The sequence below is a fragment of the Tistrella bauzanensis genome (genome assembly GCF_014636235.1).
GTDB classification, from domain to species: domain Bacteria; phylum Pseudomonadota; class Alphaproteobacteria; order Tistrellales; family Tistrellaceae; genus Tistrella; species Tistrella bauzanensis.
Window position 1 is genome coordinate 59,347 of record NZ_BMDZ01000018.1, and the last position, 15,620, is coordinate 74,966.

Genomic DNA, 15,620 nt, shown 5'->3' on the forward strand with positions numbered 1-15,620 from the left:
GGCCGCCGGTTCAGGCGATCAGGGCTTCATCACGCCCTGTTCGACGTAAAACCGTTTCGCGCCAGGGTGAATGATGCCGCTGGCGCTCTGCACGGCGCTGTCGATGGTCATCGCGCGCAACTCGCGTGATGCGGCGTGAACGTCGTCGATATGGGTCCACAACGCCTTGACCAGCGCATAGGCGACATCATCCGGCATGTCGCGATGGACGATGATCTGCATGCGGGTGGTCCAGCTTGTGACCGGCGCATCGGCCTTGACGTGTCCGTCATAGGCGGTTTTCAGCATCTCGGGCGTGATCACGACCCGGTCGTAATAATCGGCGGCGGGAAATGTCTTGTGAAAGCCGGTCATCGCCGCATCGTCGACGCCGATATAGGCAAGCTCGCTCTGCAGCGCGCCCGAAGCGACGGCGCCCTGCGGCAGACCACCCCACAGATAGACCGCGTCCATGGTGCCGTTGCGCAATTCATCCATGGCGGTCGCGTATTCGACATACTGACCCTGGACGTCGCCGCCGTGGACATCCAGGCCGTGGGCCGCGAGCAGGGCTTCGTTGATGGTGCCGGAGAACCCGCCGGGCGTGCCGAGAGCGATGGATTTACCCTTCAGGTCGGCGAGCGTGTGAATGCCGCTGCCGGCCCGGACGACGTAATGGGCGACGCCGCTTTCCAGGGTCAGCAGCACGCGGACGTCGTCGTAATACTTGCTGGTGTCGCCACGGCCGTTGAACATGAACAGCCCGTCGCGGGCATAGAGCAGATGCGGCGAGGCGATGATGCCGATCTCCCAGTCCTTGTCGACCACGCCACGCAGCAGCTTGGATGTGCCACCATGGGGGGCGACCTGCATCGCCACGCCGGCATCCGCCTTGTCGAGCAGGGTCGACCAGGCGACGCCGAGGGCGTATTCATCCGAGGTGTTGCTGATTGTGGCGAAGGTGACCCGGGCCGGATCCGCCGCGCGGGCCGCGGTCGTGGTGGTCAACAGGCCGGTTGAGATGGCGGCGGTTGCGCACAGCGCCGCCATGCCGACGGCGGCGGCCCTGAATGCCCCCGTCAGAACGCCGCGCGTGGCGCGGCCGCAGATTGTGGTCATGTCCCCGTGAACTCCCCCTCGCAGGCCCCTGCCCGGGGCCCTGCGTCATCGATGCGGATGCGGGTCCGGCCTTGTGGAATGTTCTGATTCCGCGATATGAAACCGAACAAATCTCTTATTGCGATTGTTTTAAGGCATTTCCATGGAAATGACCCGCGTTTTTATGCGGTTGGCCCGATATGGTGCAACTTGTGGGCGATTCTGGGCGCGGGATGCGGTGATGACCGAATGGTGACCAGGCCGCGGTGCGATTGACGGAGCCGTGGCATCACCATACGGTCGATGCGCTCTTCATTCTCAAGCGCCTGCCGCTGTTGCGCGCCCCGTCCTCAAACACCGCTGGTCCATCCATGACGCGTCTTTTAAAGCGCCGCTCTCCAGGCAACGACACCATCCATGCCGGCCGTGCCACAACGAATACCGGCTGCGCCATGGACGCCGATCACAGAGGGAGGGCGGCGCCGCACGCCCGGCCGGGACGCTGGTTGGCGGCGGCATGCCTGGCGCTGACCCTGTGCCTGCTGCACGGGTTGGTGGCGCCGGCGCCTGTACGGGCGCAATTGCTGCCGGGCCTGCCGTCTGCGTCCCAGCCTGCCGACGGGGCCGCCGCCGAGGGGGCCGCCGCCGGCTCTGATGCCGAGATCGAGGCGCTGATCAAGCTGATCGAGGACCCGGCCGGCCGCGAGAAGCTGGTGGAGCGGCTGCGCGCCGCCGATGCCCCAAAACCGGATCAGGAGGCACTGGCGGCCGAGCTGGTGATGCCGTTCCTGGACGGCCCGGCGACGGTGATCGCCAATCGGCTGGACGTTCTGGGGCGCGACCTGCAGCGGGCGGCGGTGTCGTTGTCGCGCGCGCCCGACGAGGTTGAGCGCATCAGCCGGGTACTGGCCAATCCGCAGAAGCGCAGTCACTGGCTGGATCTGGCCTTGCGGCTGGTGGCGGTGGTGGCGGCGGGCTTCGTGGCCGAGGCCGTCGTCAAGGCACTGCTGAGGCGGCCGCGCGGGCGGCTGATGATCAATCCGCCGGCGGCGCGCTGGCGGCGGGTGATGCGCGGCGCCGGGCTGCTGTTTCTGGATCTGCTGGGGATCATGGCCTTTGCCGGTGGTGCGGCGGCGGCGGTGACCCTGGTGCGGCCGACGGGCGAGGCCGCGACCATCGCCATCGCCATCGTCCAGGCCAATCTGGCGGTGCGGGTGGTGATGGCGCTGGGCCGGATGCTGATCCGGCCGCAGACCCGACGGCTGCGGCCGCTGCCGATCGGCGACGAAACGGCGGCTTATTGCTATATCTGGCTGCGCCGTTTCGTCCGGATCATCATCTATGGCTGGTTCCTGTATGATGCGGCCCAGGCGCTGGGCATGTCGGCGCCGGTGCTGAAGGTGGCGCTGAAGCTGTTCGGCCTGTTCGTGGCCAGTCTGGCCGCGGTGGTGATCCTTCAGAACCGCCACGAGGTGGCGGCGTTTATTGCCGGGCGCGGCACGCCCGAACCGGATGGTGCCGCCTGGCCCGGCGCCACCGCGGCCATGGCCGACCCGGGGGATGGTTCGGCGCCATTGGGGGCTGCCACAGACACGGCCGCGACCGCCACATCCGATGGTGCCCCCCACCGCGATGATACCTACCACCGCGACGATACCCAGCGCCGCGATGATGCCCCCCGCCGCGATGATGTCCCGACGGATCTTGCCAGCGCCGCTGCCGACCGGGCGGTGGAGGTGACGCGGCGGGGCATGCACACCCTGCGGACCCGTCTGGCCGACAGCTGGCATGTGCTGGCGCTGGTCTATGTCGCGGTGGCGGCGGCGATCTGGCTGCTGGGCGTGGAGGGCGGCTTCACCTTCATGGCGCGGGCGACCTTCGCCACCGCGGTGATCGTGCTGATCGACCGGCTGGCGGTTCTGGCGGCCGAACGCGGCCTTGGCCGGCTGTTCGCGGTGTCGGATGAATTTGTCGAACGCCATCCGGGGATCGAGGCACGGGTGAACCGCTATCTGGCGGTGACCCGCGCGGCGCTGGTGGGGTTCATCCACGTCTTCGCGGTGCTGGCGCTGCTGGAGGCATGGGGCCTGGGCGGGCTTGCCTGGCTCGCCTCGGATGCGGGCGCCTCGGTGATCGGGGCGCTGGTCAAGATCGTGGTGTTCGTGGTCGGCGCGCTGGTGATCTGGGAAATGGTCGACGGCGCCATCAACCGCCGCCTGAAGGAAGACGGCAGCCGCGCGCCCACCACCCGCGCCAGAACCCTGCTGCCGATGCTGCGCAATGTGGTGATGATCATCCTGAGCCTGGTGGTGGTCCTGACCGTGTTCTCGGAAATCGGCATCGATATCGGGCCGCTGCTGGCCGGCGCCGGCGTCGTCGGCCTGGCGATCGGCTTCGGCGCCCAGACGCTGGTGAAGGATTTCATCACCGGCGCCTTCATCCTGTTCGAAGACACGATCTCGGTTGGCGATGTGGTGACGGTGGCCGGTCAGACCGGTGTGGTCGAGCGGATGACCGTGCGCACCATCCGGTTGCGCGACGTCGAGGGCGTGGTGCGCACCGTGCCGTTCAGCGCGGTCGACATCGTGCAGAATCTGACCAAGGACTTTTCGTATGCCCTGCTGGATATCGGGGTGGCCTATCGCGAGAATGTGGGCGATGTGGCCGAGATGATGCGCGAGGTGGGGCTGAAGATGGCCCGCGAGCCCGAATTCCGCGACCAGATCCTGCAGCCGATCGAGATTTTCGGTCTGGATCGCTTCGGCGCCAGCGAGGTGGTGGTGCGCGCCCGGATCATGGTGAAGCCCGGCCAGCAATGGGGCATCAAACGGGCCTTCTATGCCCGGATCAAGGAGGCCTTCGACGCCGCCGGCGTGGAAATTCCGTTCCCGCACACCACGCTCTATTTCGGCGCCGACAAGGACGGCAAGGCGCCGCCGGCGCCGATCCGGCTGATGGGGGATGGTCGCCGCCATGATGATGGCCGGGGGCCTGCCAATGATGTGCCCTCAGGCGGCGACGGGGCTCCAGCCGGCGACGGGGCTCCAGCCGGCGACGGGGCCCCAGCCGGTGACGGGCCCCCCACCGGGGATGCCGCCACGCCCGCGCGGCCGGATACGGCCGCAGAGCTGCCGGGTGACGAGGATGTCCGCCGCCCGCCGCAACTGGACGACGGCACCGGCGATGCCGGCGGCAGCACCTCGCCGGTGCGCTGACCGCCCGGCCCGGCACGTTCACGGTTCCGCCGGCCCCTCGGGCTTGCCCCGCCCGTCCACGGCGCTTATCCTCCGGCGGCCCCGTCTGGCCGCCCTCATGCGGCATGGGCGGGGCGGCGGCGGGTGCCGCCGGTTCCGGGCGAGGCGAGGTGACGAGATGGGCGAGCCGCGACATATGGGGGCGGTCAACTGGCGGGGCTTCGCCACGCTGTATCTGCGCGAAGTCCGCCGTTTCGGCAAGGTCGCCGGCCAGACGCTGACCGCGCCGGTGGTGACGGGGCTGCTGTTCCTGGCCATCTTCTCGCTGGCGCTGGGCCGGTCGGTCGAGGTGATCGGCGGCGTGCCCTATCTGGAATTCCTGGCCCCGGGGCTGGTGATGATGCAGGTGGTGCAGAACGCGTTCTCGAATTCGTCATCCTCGCTGATGATCTCGAAGGTGCAGGGCAACATCGTCGACGTTCTGATGGCGCCGCTGTCGGCCACCGAACTGACCCTGGGCTATGCGCTTGGCGCGGTCACCCGCGGCGTGCTGGTCGGCGTGGTGCTGATCGCCGCCATGAGCCCCTTCGTGCATTTCGAATTCGCCAAGCCCGGCTTCGTGCTGTTCCACCTGCTGGCGGCATCGCTGATGATGGCGCTGATCGGCATTCTGGCGGGGGTGTGGGCTGATAAATTCGATCAGATGGCGGCGATCACGAATTTTGTCATCACGCCCCTGTCGTTTCTGTCGGGCACGTTCTATTCGGTCGACCGGCTGCCGGATGGGTGGAGCTTTGCGGCACACATCAATCCGTTTTTCTATATGATCGACGGTATCCGTTATGGCATGACCGGCCATGCCGACGGGTCGGTTCTGGCCGGCGTGCTGGTGCTGGGGGGTGTGGATCTGGTTCTGGGGATCGCCTGCTGGATGGTGCTGAACCGCGGCTGGAAGCTGAAGGCCTGACCGGGGCCACCGACCCGGCCAGACAACCACCATCAGCCGGCCGTGTGGCAACGCGTGGCCGGCCGTCTTATCGTCCACCCTTCTCGCAATCGGTTTCGCGATGTCCTCATCCCATCTGGCGCTCGTCGTGCGGCATCCCAGGCTGAAGGCGCTTTATGCGCTGTGGTTGCGCCTGTGTGCCGGCGGCAGCTTTCCGGCCCTCGACGGCATGGCCCCCGCGGATCTGCGTCCGTGGCTGGACGACATGGCGATCGTCGGCCTGGACGACACCGCCGGCTATGTCTATCGCTATTACAGCCCCGCCTATGCCGCGGCCTTCGGCACCGATCTGACCGGCTGCTCGCTGGCACGCATCGCCGCCGACCGGGCGGTGGTGCTGGCCGCGGAATACGATGCCGTGCGCGCCGAACGCCTGCCGGTGTCGCGGGTGTACACGGCCCTGTTTGACGGCCAGCAACAGACATGGGAACGTCTGGTGCTGCCATTCTTCGATCTCGATGGTGAGGTCAGCAAGTTGCTCGTCGCTGCCTACAGGGTGGACGCATGAACGCGAGACGCCCCTTCACGCTGCCCGATCTGGACCCGCGCCGCGAGGCCGACCAGGATCACAGCCTGCCGCCGCGCGCCGAGGAATTCGGCCTGTGGTGCGCCATGACCGATCGCCCCTTCCGTCTGGTGCAGGTGGAACTGGAAGGCGCCGGCACCCGGGAATGGGCGATCGAGGCCTATCCCGGTACCGACCAGGCGTCGATCATCTATGCCACCGGCACCGATGACCAGGCGGCGGCACTCGCGGTCGCCTATGGTTTCCTGGCCGGTGTGGAATGGACCGAGGCGGCGCTGGCCCCGGCGCTGGAACCCGACGATCAGCCCGAGACCTGGGTGGACGAGGCCGAAGCCCTGGCCCTGGTGGCGCCGTTGATGCTGCCGCCACCGTTCATGGAAGGCGAGCTGCTGGTTGCCGAGGTGGTGCCCGGCGAGGATCCGGTGTTCGATTTCGCGAGCCTTGCCGCCGCCAATGCCGCCGATGCGGAAGGCGGCCTGCCGGTCGTTGACGACCAGCCGGTTTCGGCATCTGTGCCGGAGCCGGAGCCGGAGCCGGAGCCGGAGCCGGAAGCCCCAGCGTTCGAGCCCGAAGCTGAGGCCGAGCCTGAAGCCGAACCGGCGCCCGAACCGGAGCCTGAAGCCGAACCGGAGCCCGAGCCGACCCTTGAGTCCGAGCTCGATGTCGCGCTGCAGGCATCGGAGGATGAGGTCGAGGACGACGGTCTGGCACCCGACGCCGACGACACCGGCGACGCGCCGTGGCTGGATGCGCCGGAGCTGGCCGGCGACGATCTGCCGGACGAGGGCGACGGGTTCGACATTCAGGCGGAGGTGGAGGCCGGCGCTGCTGCCGATGCCGATTTCGAGCCTGCTCCCGGCTACAATCTGCCGCCGCTGGCGCTGCTGGCGACATCGGAAGCCGAGGATGATCCGGCACTGGATGAAGGCGTGCTGGCCGACAAGACCCGCAAGCTGGAAACCGTGCTGCGCAATTTCCGCATCCGTGGCGAGATCATGGAGGTGCGGCGCGGCCCGCTGGTGACGTTGTTCGAACTTGAGCCGGTACCCGGCACCAAGTCATCGACCGTGATCAATCTGGCCGACGACATCGCACGCTCGATGAGCGCCATCACCGCCCGCATCGCGGTGGTGCCCGGTCGCAGCGTCATCGGCATCGAATTGCCGAATGAGAGCCGTGCCACGGTCTATCTGCGCGAAATTCTGGCCTCGCCGGCCTATAGCCAGGGCAATCATCGTCTGCCGTTGGCATTGGGCAAGAATATCGGTGGCGAGCCGGTGGTGGTCGATCTGACCCGGATGCCGCATCTGCTGATCGCCGGCACCACAGGGTCGGGCAAGTCGGTCGGCATCAATGCCATGATCCTGTCTCTGCTCTACCGGCTGCCGCCCGAGCAGTGCCGGTTGATCATGGTCGACCCGAAGATGCTGGAACTGTCGGTCTATGACGAGATCCCGCATCTGCTGACCCCGGTGGTGACCGATCCGAACAAGGCGGTCGTCGCCCTGAAATGGGTCGTGCGCGAGATGGAGAGCCGCTATCGCGCGATGTCGCATCTGGGCGTGCGCAATGTCGAGGGCTACAACACCCGGGTCGCCGAGCTTGAACTGCGCGGAGAGCAGGTCACGCGCCGGGTGCAGGTCGGCTATGACAAGGTGAAGCAGGAGCCGATCTTCGAGGAACAGATCGTCGAGATGGAGCACCTGCCCTATATCGTGGTGGTCGTCGACGAGATGGCCGACCTGATGCTGGTGGCCGGCAAGGAAATCGAGACGCTGATCCAGCGGCTGGCGCAGATGGCGCGCGCGGCCGGCATTCACCTGATCATGGCCACCCAGCGGCCGTCGGTCGATGTGATCACCGGCACGATCAAGGCCAATTTCCCGACCCGGATCTCGTTCCAGGTCACCAGCCGGATCGACAGCCGCACCATTCTGGGGGAAGCCGGCGCCGAACAGCTTCTGGGCCAGGGCGATATGCTGTTCATGGCCGCGGGCGGACGCATCACCCGTGTCCACGGGCCGTTCGTGAGCGACCGCGAGGTCGAGGAGGTCGTGGAGCACCTGCGCGGCCAGGGCCGGCCCGACTATGTCTACAGCGTCACCGAGGATGACGATGGCGACATGCCGATCGACAGTCTGCCGGCTGATGACGGCGCGCCGGACGGCGATGATGATGGCGACATTTTCGCGCAGGCCGTGGCCCTGATCCTGCGGGAGGACAAGGTCTCGGTCAGTTTCGTGCAGCGGCACCTGCAGATCGGCTATAACCGCGCCGCCCGTCTGGTGGAGCGGATGGAATCGGAAGGCATGGTCAGCCCGCCCGACCATGTCGGCCGCCGGCAGATTCTGGTGAACGCCCGCAGCTACTTCGCCGATCGCCGGTCGTCGTGATCCACCTCCGGCCTTGAAGCCGCCACGGGCCGCCCTATCCTGAACGGGCAGGGCGGCCCGGCACAATCATGGCCGGCCTGAGGGATGCAACCTGAGGGATGCAAGGAGGCAGGTCATGGTCACTCCCACGCATTTTCGGCATATGCCCGTGGCGGCCTTGATCGCGGTGGGTCTGATGGTTGCCATGCCGGCTGGAGCCATTCCGCGCGGCGCATCCGCCGCAGCACCCATCGGCGAGACGGAGGGCGATGCGATGAGCGCCTATGACTTCACCCTGCCGGCGATCGACGGCGGCACCATCGATCTCGGCGCCTGGGCGGGCCGGCCGATCCTGGTGGTCAACACCGCCTCGCTCTGTGGCTTCACACCTCAATATGAGGGGCTGGTGTCGCTGTGGCAGCGCTATCGCGACCAGGGGCTGATGGTGGTGGGCGTGCCGTCGGGTGATTTCGGCGGTCAGGAATATGACGACGCGGCCCGGACCCGCGACTTCTGCACCGTCACCTATGGCGTCGATTTCCCCCTGGCGAGCAAGCAGGTCGTGCGCGGTGACGCCGCCCATCCGCTGTTCAGATGGCTGGTGGCAAGCCTGGGCGAGGACGCGCAGCCGCGGTGGAATTTTCACAAATATCTGATCGATGGCGAGGGCCGGGCGGTCGCCAGCTGGCCGTCGCGGGTGGAGCCGACCGCGCCCGAGGTTGTGGCGGCGATCGAGGCCACACTCAGGTGACCCGGCGCGCGGGTGCGCGCGTTCTTTAAATAGTCGTGGGCGCGGGTGCGCCTGTTCTTTAGATAACCGCGGGCGCGGACCCTCCCGACAGTCGCCGGGCGGCAATGCGGGCGAAGCGCAGGGTCAGCGCCTTGCGGCGTGCCGGGTTGAGCGGCGGGCGGGGTGCGGCGTCGCGCAGGATCGCGGCCTCGTAAGGATTGGCGACGATCAGCCCTTCTGCCTGGGGCAGCAGCCCCTGAGGAAAGGTCTCGGGCACCGCGAAATAGAACTGGTCGGCCCAGGCGGCATAATCGGGCCATTTATTATCGGAGCGGAAATCCGCCGGGCCGCTCTTGATCTCGATCAGCAGGAAGCGGCCGTGGCCGTCCAGCGCCATCAGATCGGCCCGCCGGCCGGATTTGAGTGGAAATTCCGCGAGCACCGCACAATCCATCGCCTCTTCCAGCATCCGCCGGACTCCCGCCGCCACCGCTGCCGCGATCCCGGCAACTGAGTTCGGTGGAATGGTATCGGTCGACACTGGCGCATCGGTCGACACTGGCGCATCGGTCGACACTGGCGCATCGGTCGACACTGGTGCACGGGCCGGCATCGCCTGATCGGGCAGGTCATTCACAGACGATAGGCCTCCGCAAGCCTTGATGCGGTCTCGATCGCGATGCCATGGCGCTGTGCCAGGGCCGCCATGTCATCGGCATAGCCCCCGCCGATCACCGTCGCCACGGGAATGCCACGACGGAGACACTGATCGAGCACCATGTGTTCGCGGGCGGCCAGCCCGCGATCGGTCAGGGCCAGCCGTCCCAGGCGGTCGTCCCGATGCGGATCGACCCCCGCCAGATAGATCACCAGATCGGGGCGCGGGTTGTCCAGAAGCCCTGGCAGCGTGTCTTCCAGATGGTCCAGATAGACCCCGTCGCCAGTGCCGTCGGCAAGCTCTATATCCAGCGTGCTCAAGGCTTTGCGGGCCGGAAAATTGCGCGCGGCATGCATCGAGAAAGTGACGGCCCAGTCCTGGCCGGCCAGGATCCGCGCCGTGCCGTCGCCTTGATGCACATCCAGATCGACGATCAGAACATGCGCCAGTCCCACCACGTGATGTGCCCAGCACGCGGCGACAGCGACATCGTTGAACACGCAGAATCCGGCGCCGAAGCCGGCATGGGCGTGGTGGCTGCCGCCGGCGGTGTTGCAGGCGACCCCCTGTTCCAGCGCCGCGCTGACGGCGGCGATCGTGCCGCCCACGGCGGTCGTCGAGCGGGTGACGACCGAGGGCATGATCGGCACCCCGATCCGGCGCACGGCAGCGGCGTCCAGCCGGCAGGCCAGCACGTCGGCCACGTAATCGGCGGTGTGCGCCCGCGACAAGGTTGACGCACAGGCCGGCTGCGGCTCCACCACGCGCAGCCGGTGTGCGAACGGTGCCCGGTCCAGATAGGCTTTCAAGGCCGCAAATTTGCCGATCGGGAAGCGATTTCGTGGCGGAAAAGGCACAGTGTAGCAGGAATGATGCACAACAGAGAGGCTCATTGGAAGCAACCCTTGACCTGGACCGGTGTCGCGAAACATTAAGGATGCTATGACACTATGTGGCGTCGTCCCGGTTTGCCCATCATGGATCAACGGCCGGCATCCACCATGCACCGATCAATGATGGGCATCGACCAGGAATCGACGACCGTTGCCCGGCGGCGGGGATCAAACTGCCGTGGTCAACGGTTCCAAGGGCGCCGTTGCCTGTTTTTTCCGGCCGGTTTCGGGAGTAGTCTCGATACTGCGCCTTCGTGCGGTGCGGCATGCCTGAGCGGCGGGGACCAAGCCTTTCCCGGCCGGTACCGGCATGCCGGATCGCGAAGCACAGCGGGGGTTGCATGATCTCCGTTTCGTCGCAGCTCGCCGTTCCATCGCGCGGTGTGTCCGACCTGGAGTGCAGGCGTCGAGAGACGTGCACGAAGGGTGACGAAAAAGCCACGACGATGACTCGGGCATCATGTGCCGATTTCGATAGGATGCCGGGCAACCACCCGATCGGCTTCACCAAGGAGGGTAATCCATAATGAACGCGCTGAATCGCTTTGCCGTGGTCGGCCTCGTCGCCGGCAGCATTTCCGCCTGCGGTCTCATCGACCCGGACAGCATCGCGCAGACGCCGGCGCCGAGCGACCCGTTCCTCGCCGCTCTGTCGGACGAGTATCTGGCGCTGTCGCGTGCCGAGCGTGCTGAGTTCGACTGGGTCGACGGCGACGTCTTCGCCCAGAAGGGTGACTGGGCCCGGCAGGGCACCGTCGTTCCGCCGGAGCAGCTGGAAGACTGGTATCTGCCCCGCGGCTCGCTGCCGGCCCTCAGCTCGGCCCGTCAGCGTCTGATGACCCAGCTGAACGGTGGCGCCATGGCGTCGAAGCCGGTCGCCGCTGCCAAGGCCCAGGCGGGCTTTGACTGCTGGGTGCAGGAGCAGGAAGAAAATCATCAGCCCGAGGACATCGCGGCCTGCCGCAAGATGTTCGAGGATGCGATGGCCGAACTCGAAGCCAAGCCCGCCCCGGCCCCGCAGCCGGTCGCGGTCGTGAAGCCGGTCGAATTCCAGATCTTCTTCCCGTGGGATAGCGCCCAGCTGCATGGTCAGGCCTATGACATCATCCGTGATGCCGCCGCGGCCTATAAGGAGCGCAAGAGCGTCGCTCTGCGTCTGGATGCCCACACCGACCGTTCGGGCCCGATCCCCTACAACGATCGCCTGTCGACCCGCCGCGCTGAGTCGGTGACTGCCGAGCTGGTGAAGCTGGGCGTGCCGCGCAACGCGATCACCGCGACCGCCCATGGCGAGCGCAACGTGCCGGTCGCGACCGCCGATGGCGTGCGTGAGCAGCGCAACCGCGTCGTCATCCTGCGCCTGGCCAACTGATCAGGCCTTTGACGGACGGATCGATACGCGACTGATCTGCCGGCTCTGGACGGCGCCTCCATCGGGGCGTGTGTCCGGGGCCGGGATAGGTGAAGAAGGGCGGATTCGCATGAAGATGCGGGTCCGCCCTTTTTTCTGTCACCGGACATGGTGTCTGCTGTGGGGCAAGGTTTTCGATGACCCGCCCGGATGATGGGAAACCCTGCCGACCGGGCGGGGCGGGCGCCGGACAAGGGGAGGGACGAACGCATGGTTAGAAAGCTTCTGATCGCGGTCGCGGTGATCGTGGTGCTGCTGATCGGCGCGGCGGTCGCGGCACCTTTCCTGATCCCGACCGATGCGATCATGCGCCGGGTGGTGGCCGAGGTGGAGGCCCGGACAGGCCGCACGCTTGCCATCGACGGCGATGTCAGCCTGTCGCTGCTGCCGGTGCTGGCGGTGGATGTGAACCAGGTGCGGTTCGGCAATGCCAGCTGGTCGGATGCGGGCGAGATGGCCAAGATCGACCATATGGCGGTGGAACTGGCGCTGTGGCCGCTGTTGTCGGGCGAGGTGCGGGTGGCGCGCTTCGTGCTGGATCAGCCGGTGATCCGGCTGGAACGACGGGCGGACGGCACCGCCAACTGGCAGATCGCCGCCGGGGGCGAGACCATGTCCGGCACCGTCCAGCCGGCAGCGCCGGCAGCGGATGCACCAGAGACGTCGACATCGGGAGGCGCGGCGCCGGGTGGGGGCGGCCAAGGCGGATTGAGCGGCCTCACTCTGGGCGATGTCCGTATCACCAACGGCACGGTGCTCTATCGCGATGCGGCCAGCGGCACCGAACAGCGGCTGGACGACGTGAACCTGACCGTCGCGACCGAAACCCTGGACACGCCCCTGACCCTGACCGGCGATGCCGTGTGGCGCGACATGCCGGTCGCCATATCGGCGCGCGCCGAAACCGCGCGGGCGGTGATCGAGGGGCGCGAGACCCCGGCGCGGGTGGAGTTGGGCCTGCGGGACGCCCGCATCGTGCTGGATGGCACGGCGCTGCCGGGCGGCCAGCCGGGCTTTGCCGGCACCAGCGCGGTGACCGTGCCCGATCCGCGTGGTCTGGCCGATGCCATGGGCACGCCGCTGGCGCTGCCCGATGGCGCGCTGTCGGCATTGTCGCTGGCCGGCCGGATGGATGCGACGCCGGCACGGGTATCCCTGAGCGATGCCCGCCTGACGGTTGACGAGATCGAGGCCACCGGCCGGATGGCGCTGGACCTGTCGGGCCCGCGACCGAAGATCGAGGGCGCGCTTGCCACCGGCGATCTTGTGCTGGACCGTTATCTGCCGGCCGATGCCGGCGGGGGCGCCACGACGCCTGAGACCGGCGCTGGCGGCCGCGGCGATCAGGGCTGGAGCGATGCGCCGATCGATCTGTCGGCGCTGGCGGTGGCGGATGCCGATGTCACCATCAATGCGGGCTCGGTGACGATCCGCGACACCCGGCTGGGGGCGACCGAACTGGCGCTGAGGCTGGACGACCGCCGCCTGACCGTCGATGTGCCTCAGACCGGGCTCTATGGCGGCAGCGGCCATGTCATCATCGGCGTCAATGGCCGCGCCAGCCCGGCATCGCTGTCGCTGAAGGGCACGTTCCAGGATCTGGATCTGCTGCCGCTGCTGACCGCCGCCACCGGATCGGACCGGCTGGAAGGCACCGGGCGCACCGAATTCGACCTGACCGCGCGTGGCAACAGCCAGGCAGCGCTGATCGGCAGCCTGGCCGGGCGCGGGCTTTACGCGGTGACGGATGGCGCGCTGCGTGGCATCAACATTGCCGCCATGATCCGCAATCTGGGCGGCGCCTTCGACGATGGCGGCGCCGAACGCAAAACCGATTTCGCCCGGTTAGGCGGCAGCTTCACCGCCGAGCGGGGCATCGTCAGCAACCGCGACACCGAGTTGCAGGCGCCGCTGCTGCGGGTGACGGCGGCGGGCACGGTGAACCTGCCGGAACGCCGGCTCGATTACCGGATCGAACCCAAGGCGGTGGCCAATCTGGAGGGCCAGGGCGGCCGTGCCGATCTGGCCGGGCTGATGGTGCCGGTGATCGTGGAAGGCCCGTGGAGCAACCTGTCCTACCGCCCGGATCTGGAGGGGGCCTTGCGGCAGGGCCTGAACGACCCTGAGGCGGTGCGTCGCGCGATTGAGGGTGCGCGTGAGGGCGATGTCGGCGACGCGCTGAAAGGCCTGCTGGGGGGCCGCCAGAGCGGTGGCGATACCAACACCGACGGCAGCGAGCCGGCCGACCCGCTGGACCAGTTGAAGGGCTTGTTCAAGCGATAAGCGATCGAGTGTAAGGGGCGCGTCAGGCCGGTGTAAGCCAGCCGCAAGCGGCAGCGACTAGTGTCTGGGCCTGGACGGGCGCCGGAAGGTCCGATGCCCCTCCCTTTGCCCGGAGGCCCGATGATGACCCTTTCCCGCCTGCTTGCCCGCGTCGCTGCCCCGGCGGCTGTTCTGGTGGCGCTTGCGGCCCCCGCACTGGCCGGGCCCACCTGTACCACCGCCGCCAGGGATACATGGATTCCGGAAGACCAGATGAAGGCGAAGATCGCCGAGATGGGTTTCAAGGACATCCGCAGCTTCGAGGTGACCAAAGGCAACTGCTACGAGATCTATGGCCATGACAAGGATGGCCGCAAGGCCGAGGTCTATTTCGACCCGACCGATGCCCGGATCGTGAAGCAGGAGATCGACTGAGCCATGTCCCGTTCAGGCCCGGCCGTGGAACTGTCGCGCGCCGGGCCGGGCGTCCGGGTCTGGGATCCGGTCGTCCGGCTGTTTCACTGGCTGGTGGTGGTGGGCTGCCTGCTGGATCTGGCCATACTGGAAGAGGGCGAGGCGCCGCACCGCTGGGTCGGCTATGTCGTGGCCGGCGCGCTGGCCGTGCGCATCCTGTGGGGGTTCGTCGGCACCGAACCGGCGCGGTTCCGGGCCTTCGTGCCCACACCGGCGGTACTTCTGGGCTATCTGCGCGATCGTATCGCCGGGCGGGCCCGGATCTATCGCAGCCACAATCCCGCCGGCGCGGTGATGATGCTGACGCTGATGGCCCTGCTGGCGGTGGTGTCGATCACCGGCATCATGACCACCACCGACATGTTCTGGGGCGTGGGCTGGGTGGAAGAGCTGCACGAGGCCGCCGCCGAGGCGATCATCCCGCTGGCCTTGCTGCATGCGGCGGTGGCTGTCATTGACAGCGTGGCCGGGCCGGTGAACCTGATCGCGGCGATGATCACCGGACGCAAGCGGCTGCGCTGACGGCAGGTGTTCGCTCTGCAGTCACAGTGCGGAGGCTTTCCCGGCGCCGGGAGGCAGGATAGGTTGGTGCCCGACCCGCCATCCTGCCCGATCCGCCATCCTGCCGGCCACCATGCAGAGCCCGTTGCCCATGATCGATGCCGCCCTTGCGCCTGACGCCCGCGTCGGTTTCCAGCTGATGCTGGCAACCGGTCTGATCCTGCTGACCATCGCGGTTCATGTGGCGGCGACGCTGGCGGTGATCGCGCTGTTGCGCCGGTCGGGCGCGCATGCCTCGAACATCCTGGGCAATGCGCCGCTGGCCGTGCCGATGCTGGTGGCGCTGGCGACCCTGGGCATGCTTGTGGCCCACACCATCGAGATCTGGGGCTGGGCGGCGGTTCTGCTGCTGCTTGGCCAGTTTCCTAACCTCGAAGAGGCTGTCGCGCAATGAGCGCGGCGGGCTGGTTTAGAGCGTCACCGTCGCCTGGGACGGCGTGAGGCGGCCCGTCCTCC

General features: G+C 67.5%; 13 protein-coding genes. 10 read left to right on the forward strand and 3 right to left on the reverse strand.

Annotated features, from left to right (window positions below):
- Positions 1-18 precede the first annotated feature (18 nt).
- Positions 19-1,098 carry a TAXI family TRAP transporter solute-binding subunit gene (locus IEW15_RS09710; RefSeq protein WP_188577258.1) on the reverse strand — a complete coding sequence of 360 codons (1,080 nt, stop codon included), beginning with the start codon at positions 1,096-1,098 and terminating at the stop codon, positions 19-21.
- Between the two features lie 485 nt (positions 1,099-1,583).
- On the opposite strand from IEW15_RS09710, the gene IEW15_RS09715 reads away from it, so the two are divergent.
- The 5 genes from IEW15_RS09715 to IEW15_RS09735 all read left to right on the forward strand — a co-directional run bounded on the left by IEW15_RS09715 (position 1,584) and on the right by IEW15_RS09735 (position 8,926).
- Positions 1,584-4,292, forward strand: coding sequence for a mechanosensitive ion channel domain-containing protein (locus tag IEW15_RS09715; RefSeq protein ID WP_188577260.1), 2,709 nt, complete (start codon positions 1,584-1,586; stop codon positions 4,290-4,292).
- Between the two features lie 157 nt (positions 4,293-4,449).
- Entirely contained in the window at positions 4,450-5,238 is a 789-nt protein-coding gene (locus tag IEW15_RS09720) for an ABC transporter permease (protein ID WP_188577263.1), read from the forward strand.
- A gap of 100 nt (positions 5,239-5,338) precedes the next feature.
- Positions 5,339-5,785, forward strand: a complete 447-nt coding sequence (locus tag IEW15_RS09725; RefSeq protein WP_229707971.1) for a PAS domain-containing protein — start codon at positions 5,339-5,341, stop codon at positions 5,783-5,785.
- Complete coding sequence (locus IEW15_RS09730; protein WP_188577267.1) at positions 5,782-8,196, forward strand: DNA translocase FtsK; 2,415 nt, start codon at positions 5,782-5,784, stop codon at positions 8,194-8,196. Before IEW15_RS09725 ends, IEW15_RS09730 begins: the two co-directional genes overlap by 4 nt.
- Positions 8,197-8,311: 115 nt before the next feature.
- Entirely contained in the window at positions 8,312-8,926 is a 615-nt protein-coding gene (locus IEW15_RS09735; protein WP_229707972.1) for a glutathione peroxidase, read from the forward strand.
- Positions 8,927-8,984: 58 nt separating this feature from the next.
- Here IEW15_RS09735 and IEW15_RS09740 read toward each other — a convergent pair whose 3' ends face one another.
- Both IEW15_RS09740 and IEW15_RS09745 read right to left on the reverse strand, forming a co-directional pair.
- A complete protein-coding gene (locus IEW15_RS09740; RefSeq protein ID WP_229707973.1) occupies positions 8,985-9,542 on the reverse strand; it encodes an MmcB family DNA repair protein in 558 nt (185 codons plus the stop codon).
- Positions 9,539-10,456: a histone deacetylase family protein gene (locus IEW15_RS09745; RefSeq protein ID WP_188577269.1), complete on the reverse strand. Its 918-nt coding sequence runs from the start codon at positions 10,454-10,456 to the stop codon at positions 9,539-9,541. Before IEW15_RS09745 ends, IEW15_RS09740 begins: the two co-directional genes overlap by 4 nt.
- 526 nt (positions 10,457-10,982) lie before the next feature.
- On the opposite strand from IEW15_RS09745, the gene IEW15_RS09750 reads away from it, so the two are divergent.
- The 5 genes from IEW15_RS09750 (at position 10,983) to IEW15_RS09770 (ending at position 15,558) form a co-directional block, all read left to right on the forward strand.
- On the forward strand, positions 10,983-11,828 hold the full coding sequence (locus IEW15_RS09750; RefSeq protein WP_188577270.1) for an OmpA family protein: 846 nt from the start codon (positions 10,983-10,985) through the stop codon (positions 11,826-11,828).
- A gap of 249 nt (positions 11,829-12,077) precedes the next feature.
- The gene (locus IEW15_RS09755; RefSeq protein ID WP_188577271.1) at positions 12,078-14,150 is read left to right on the forward strand and encodes an AsmA family protein; all 2,073 of its coding nucleotides are present in this window, start codon (positions 12,078-12,080) and stop codon (positions 14,148-14,150) included.
- A 123-nt stretch (positions 14,151-14,273) separates the two neighbouring features.
- Positions 14,274-14,564 carry a PepSY domain-containing protein gene (locus IEW15_RS09760; protein ID WP_188577272.1) on the forward strand — a complete coding sequence of 97 codons (291 nt, stop codon included), beginning with the start codon at positions 14,274-14,276 and terminating at the stop codon, positions 14,562-14,564.
- Positions 14,565-14,567: 3 nt separating this feature from the next.
- Positions 14,568-15,125 (forward strand): cytochrome b/b6 domain-containing protein, encoded by a 558-nt coding sequence (locus IEW15_RS09765; RefSeq protein ID WP_188577273.1) that lies wholly within the window; start codon positions 14,568-14,570, stop codon positions 15,123-15,125.
- A 130-nt stretch (positions 15,126-15,255) separates the two neighbouring features.
- Positions 15,256-15,558: a hypothetical protein gene (locus tag IEW15_RS09770; protein WP_188577276.1), complete on the forward strand. Its 303-nt coding sequence runs from the start codon at positions 15,256-15,258 to the stop codon at positions 15,556-15,558.
- Positions 15,559-15,620: the final 62 nt, after the last annotated feature.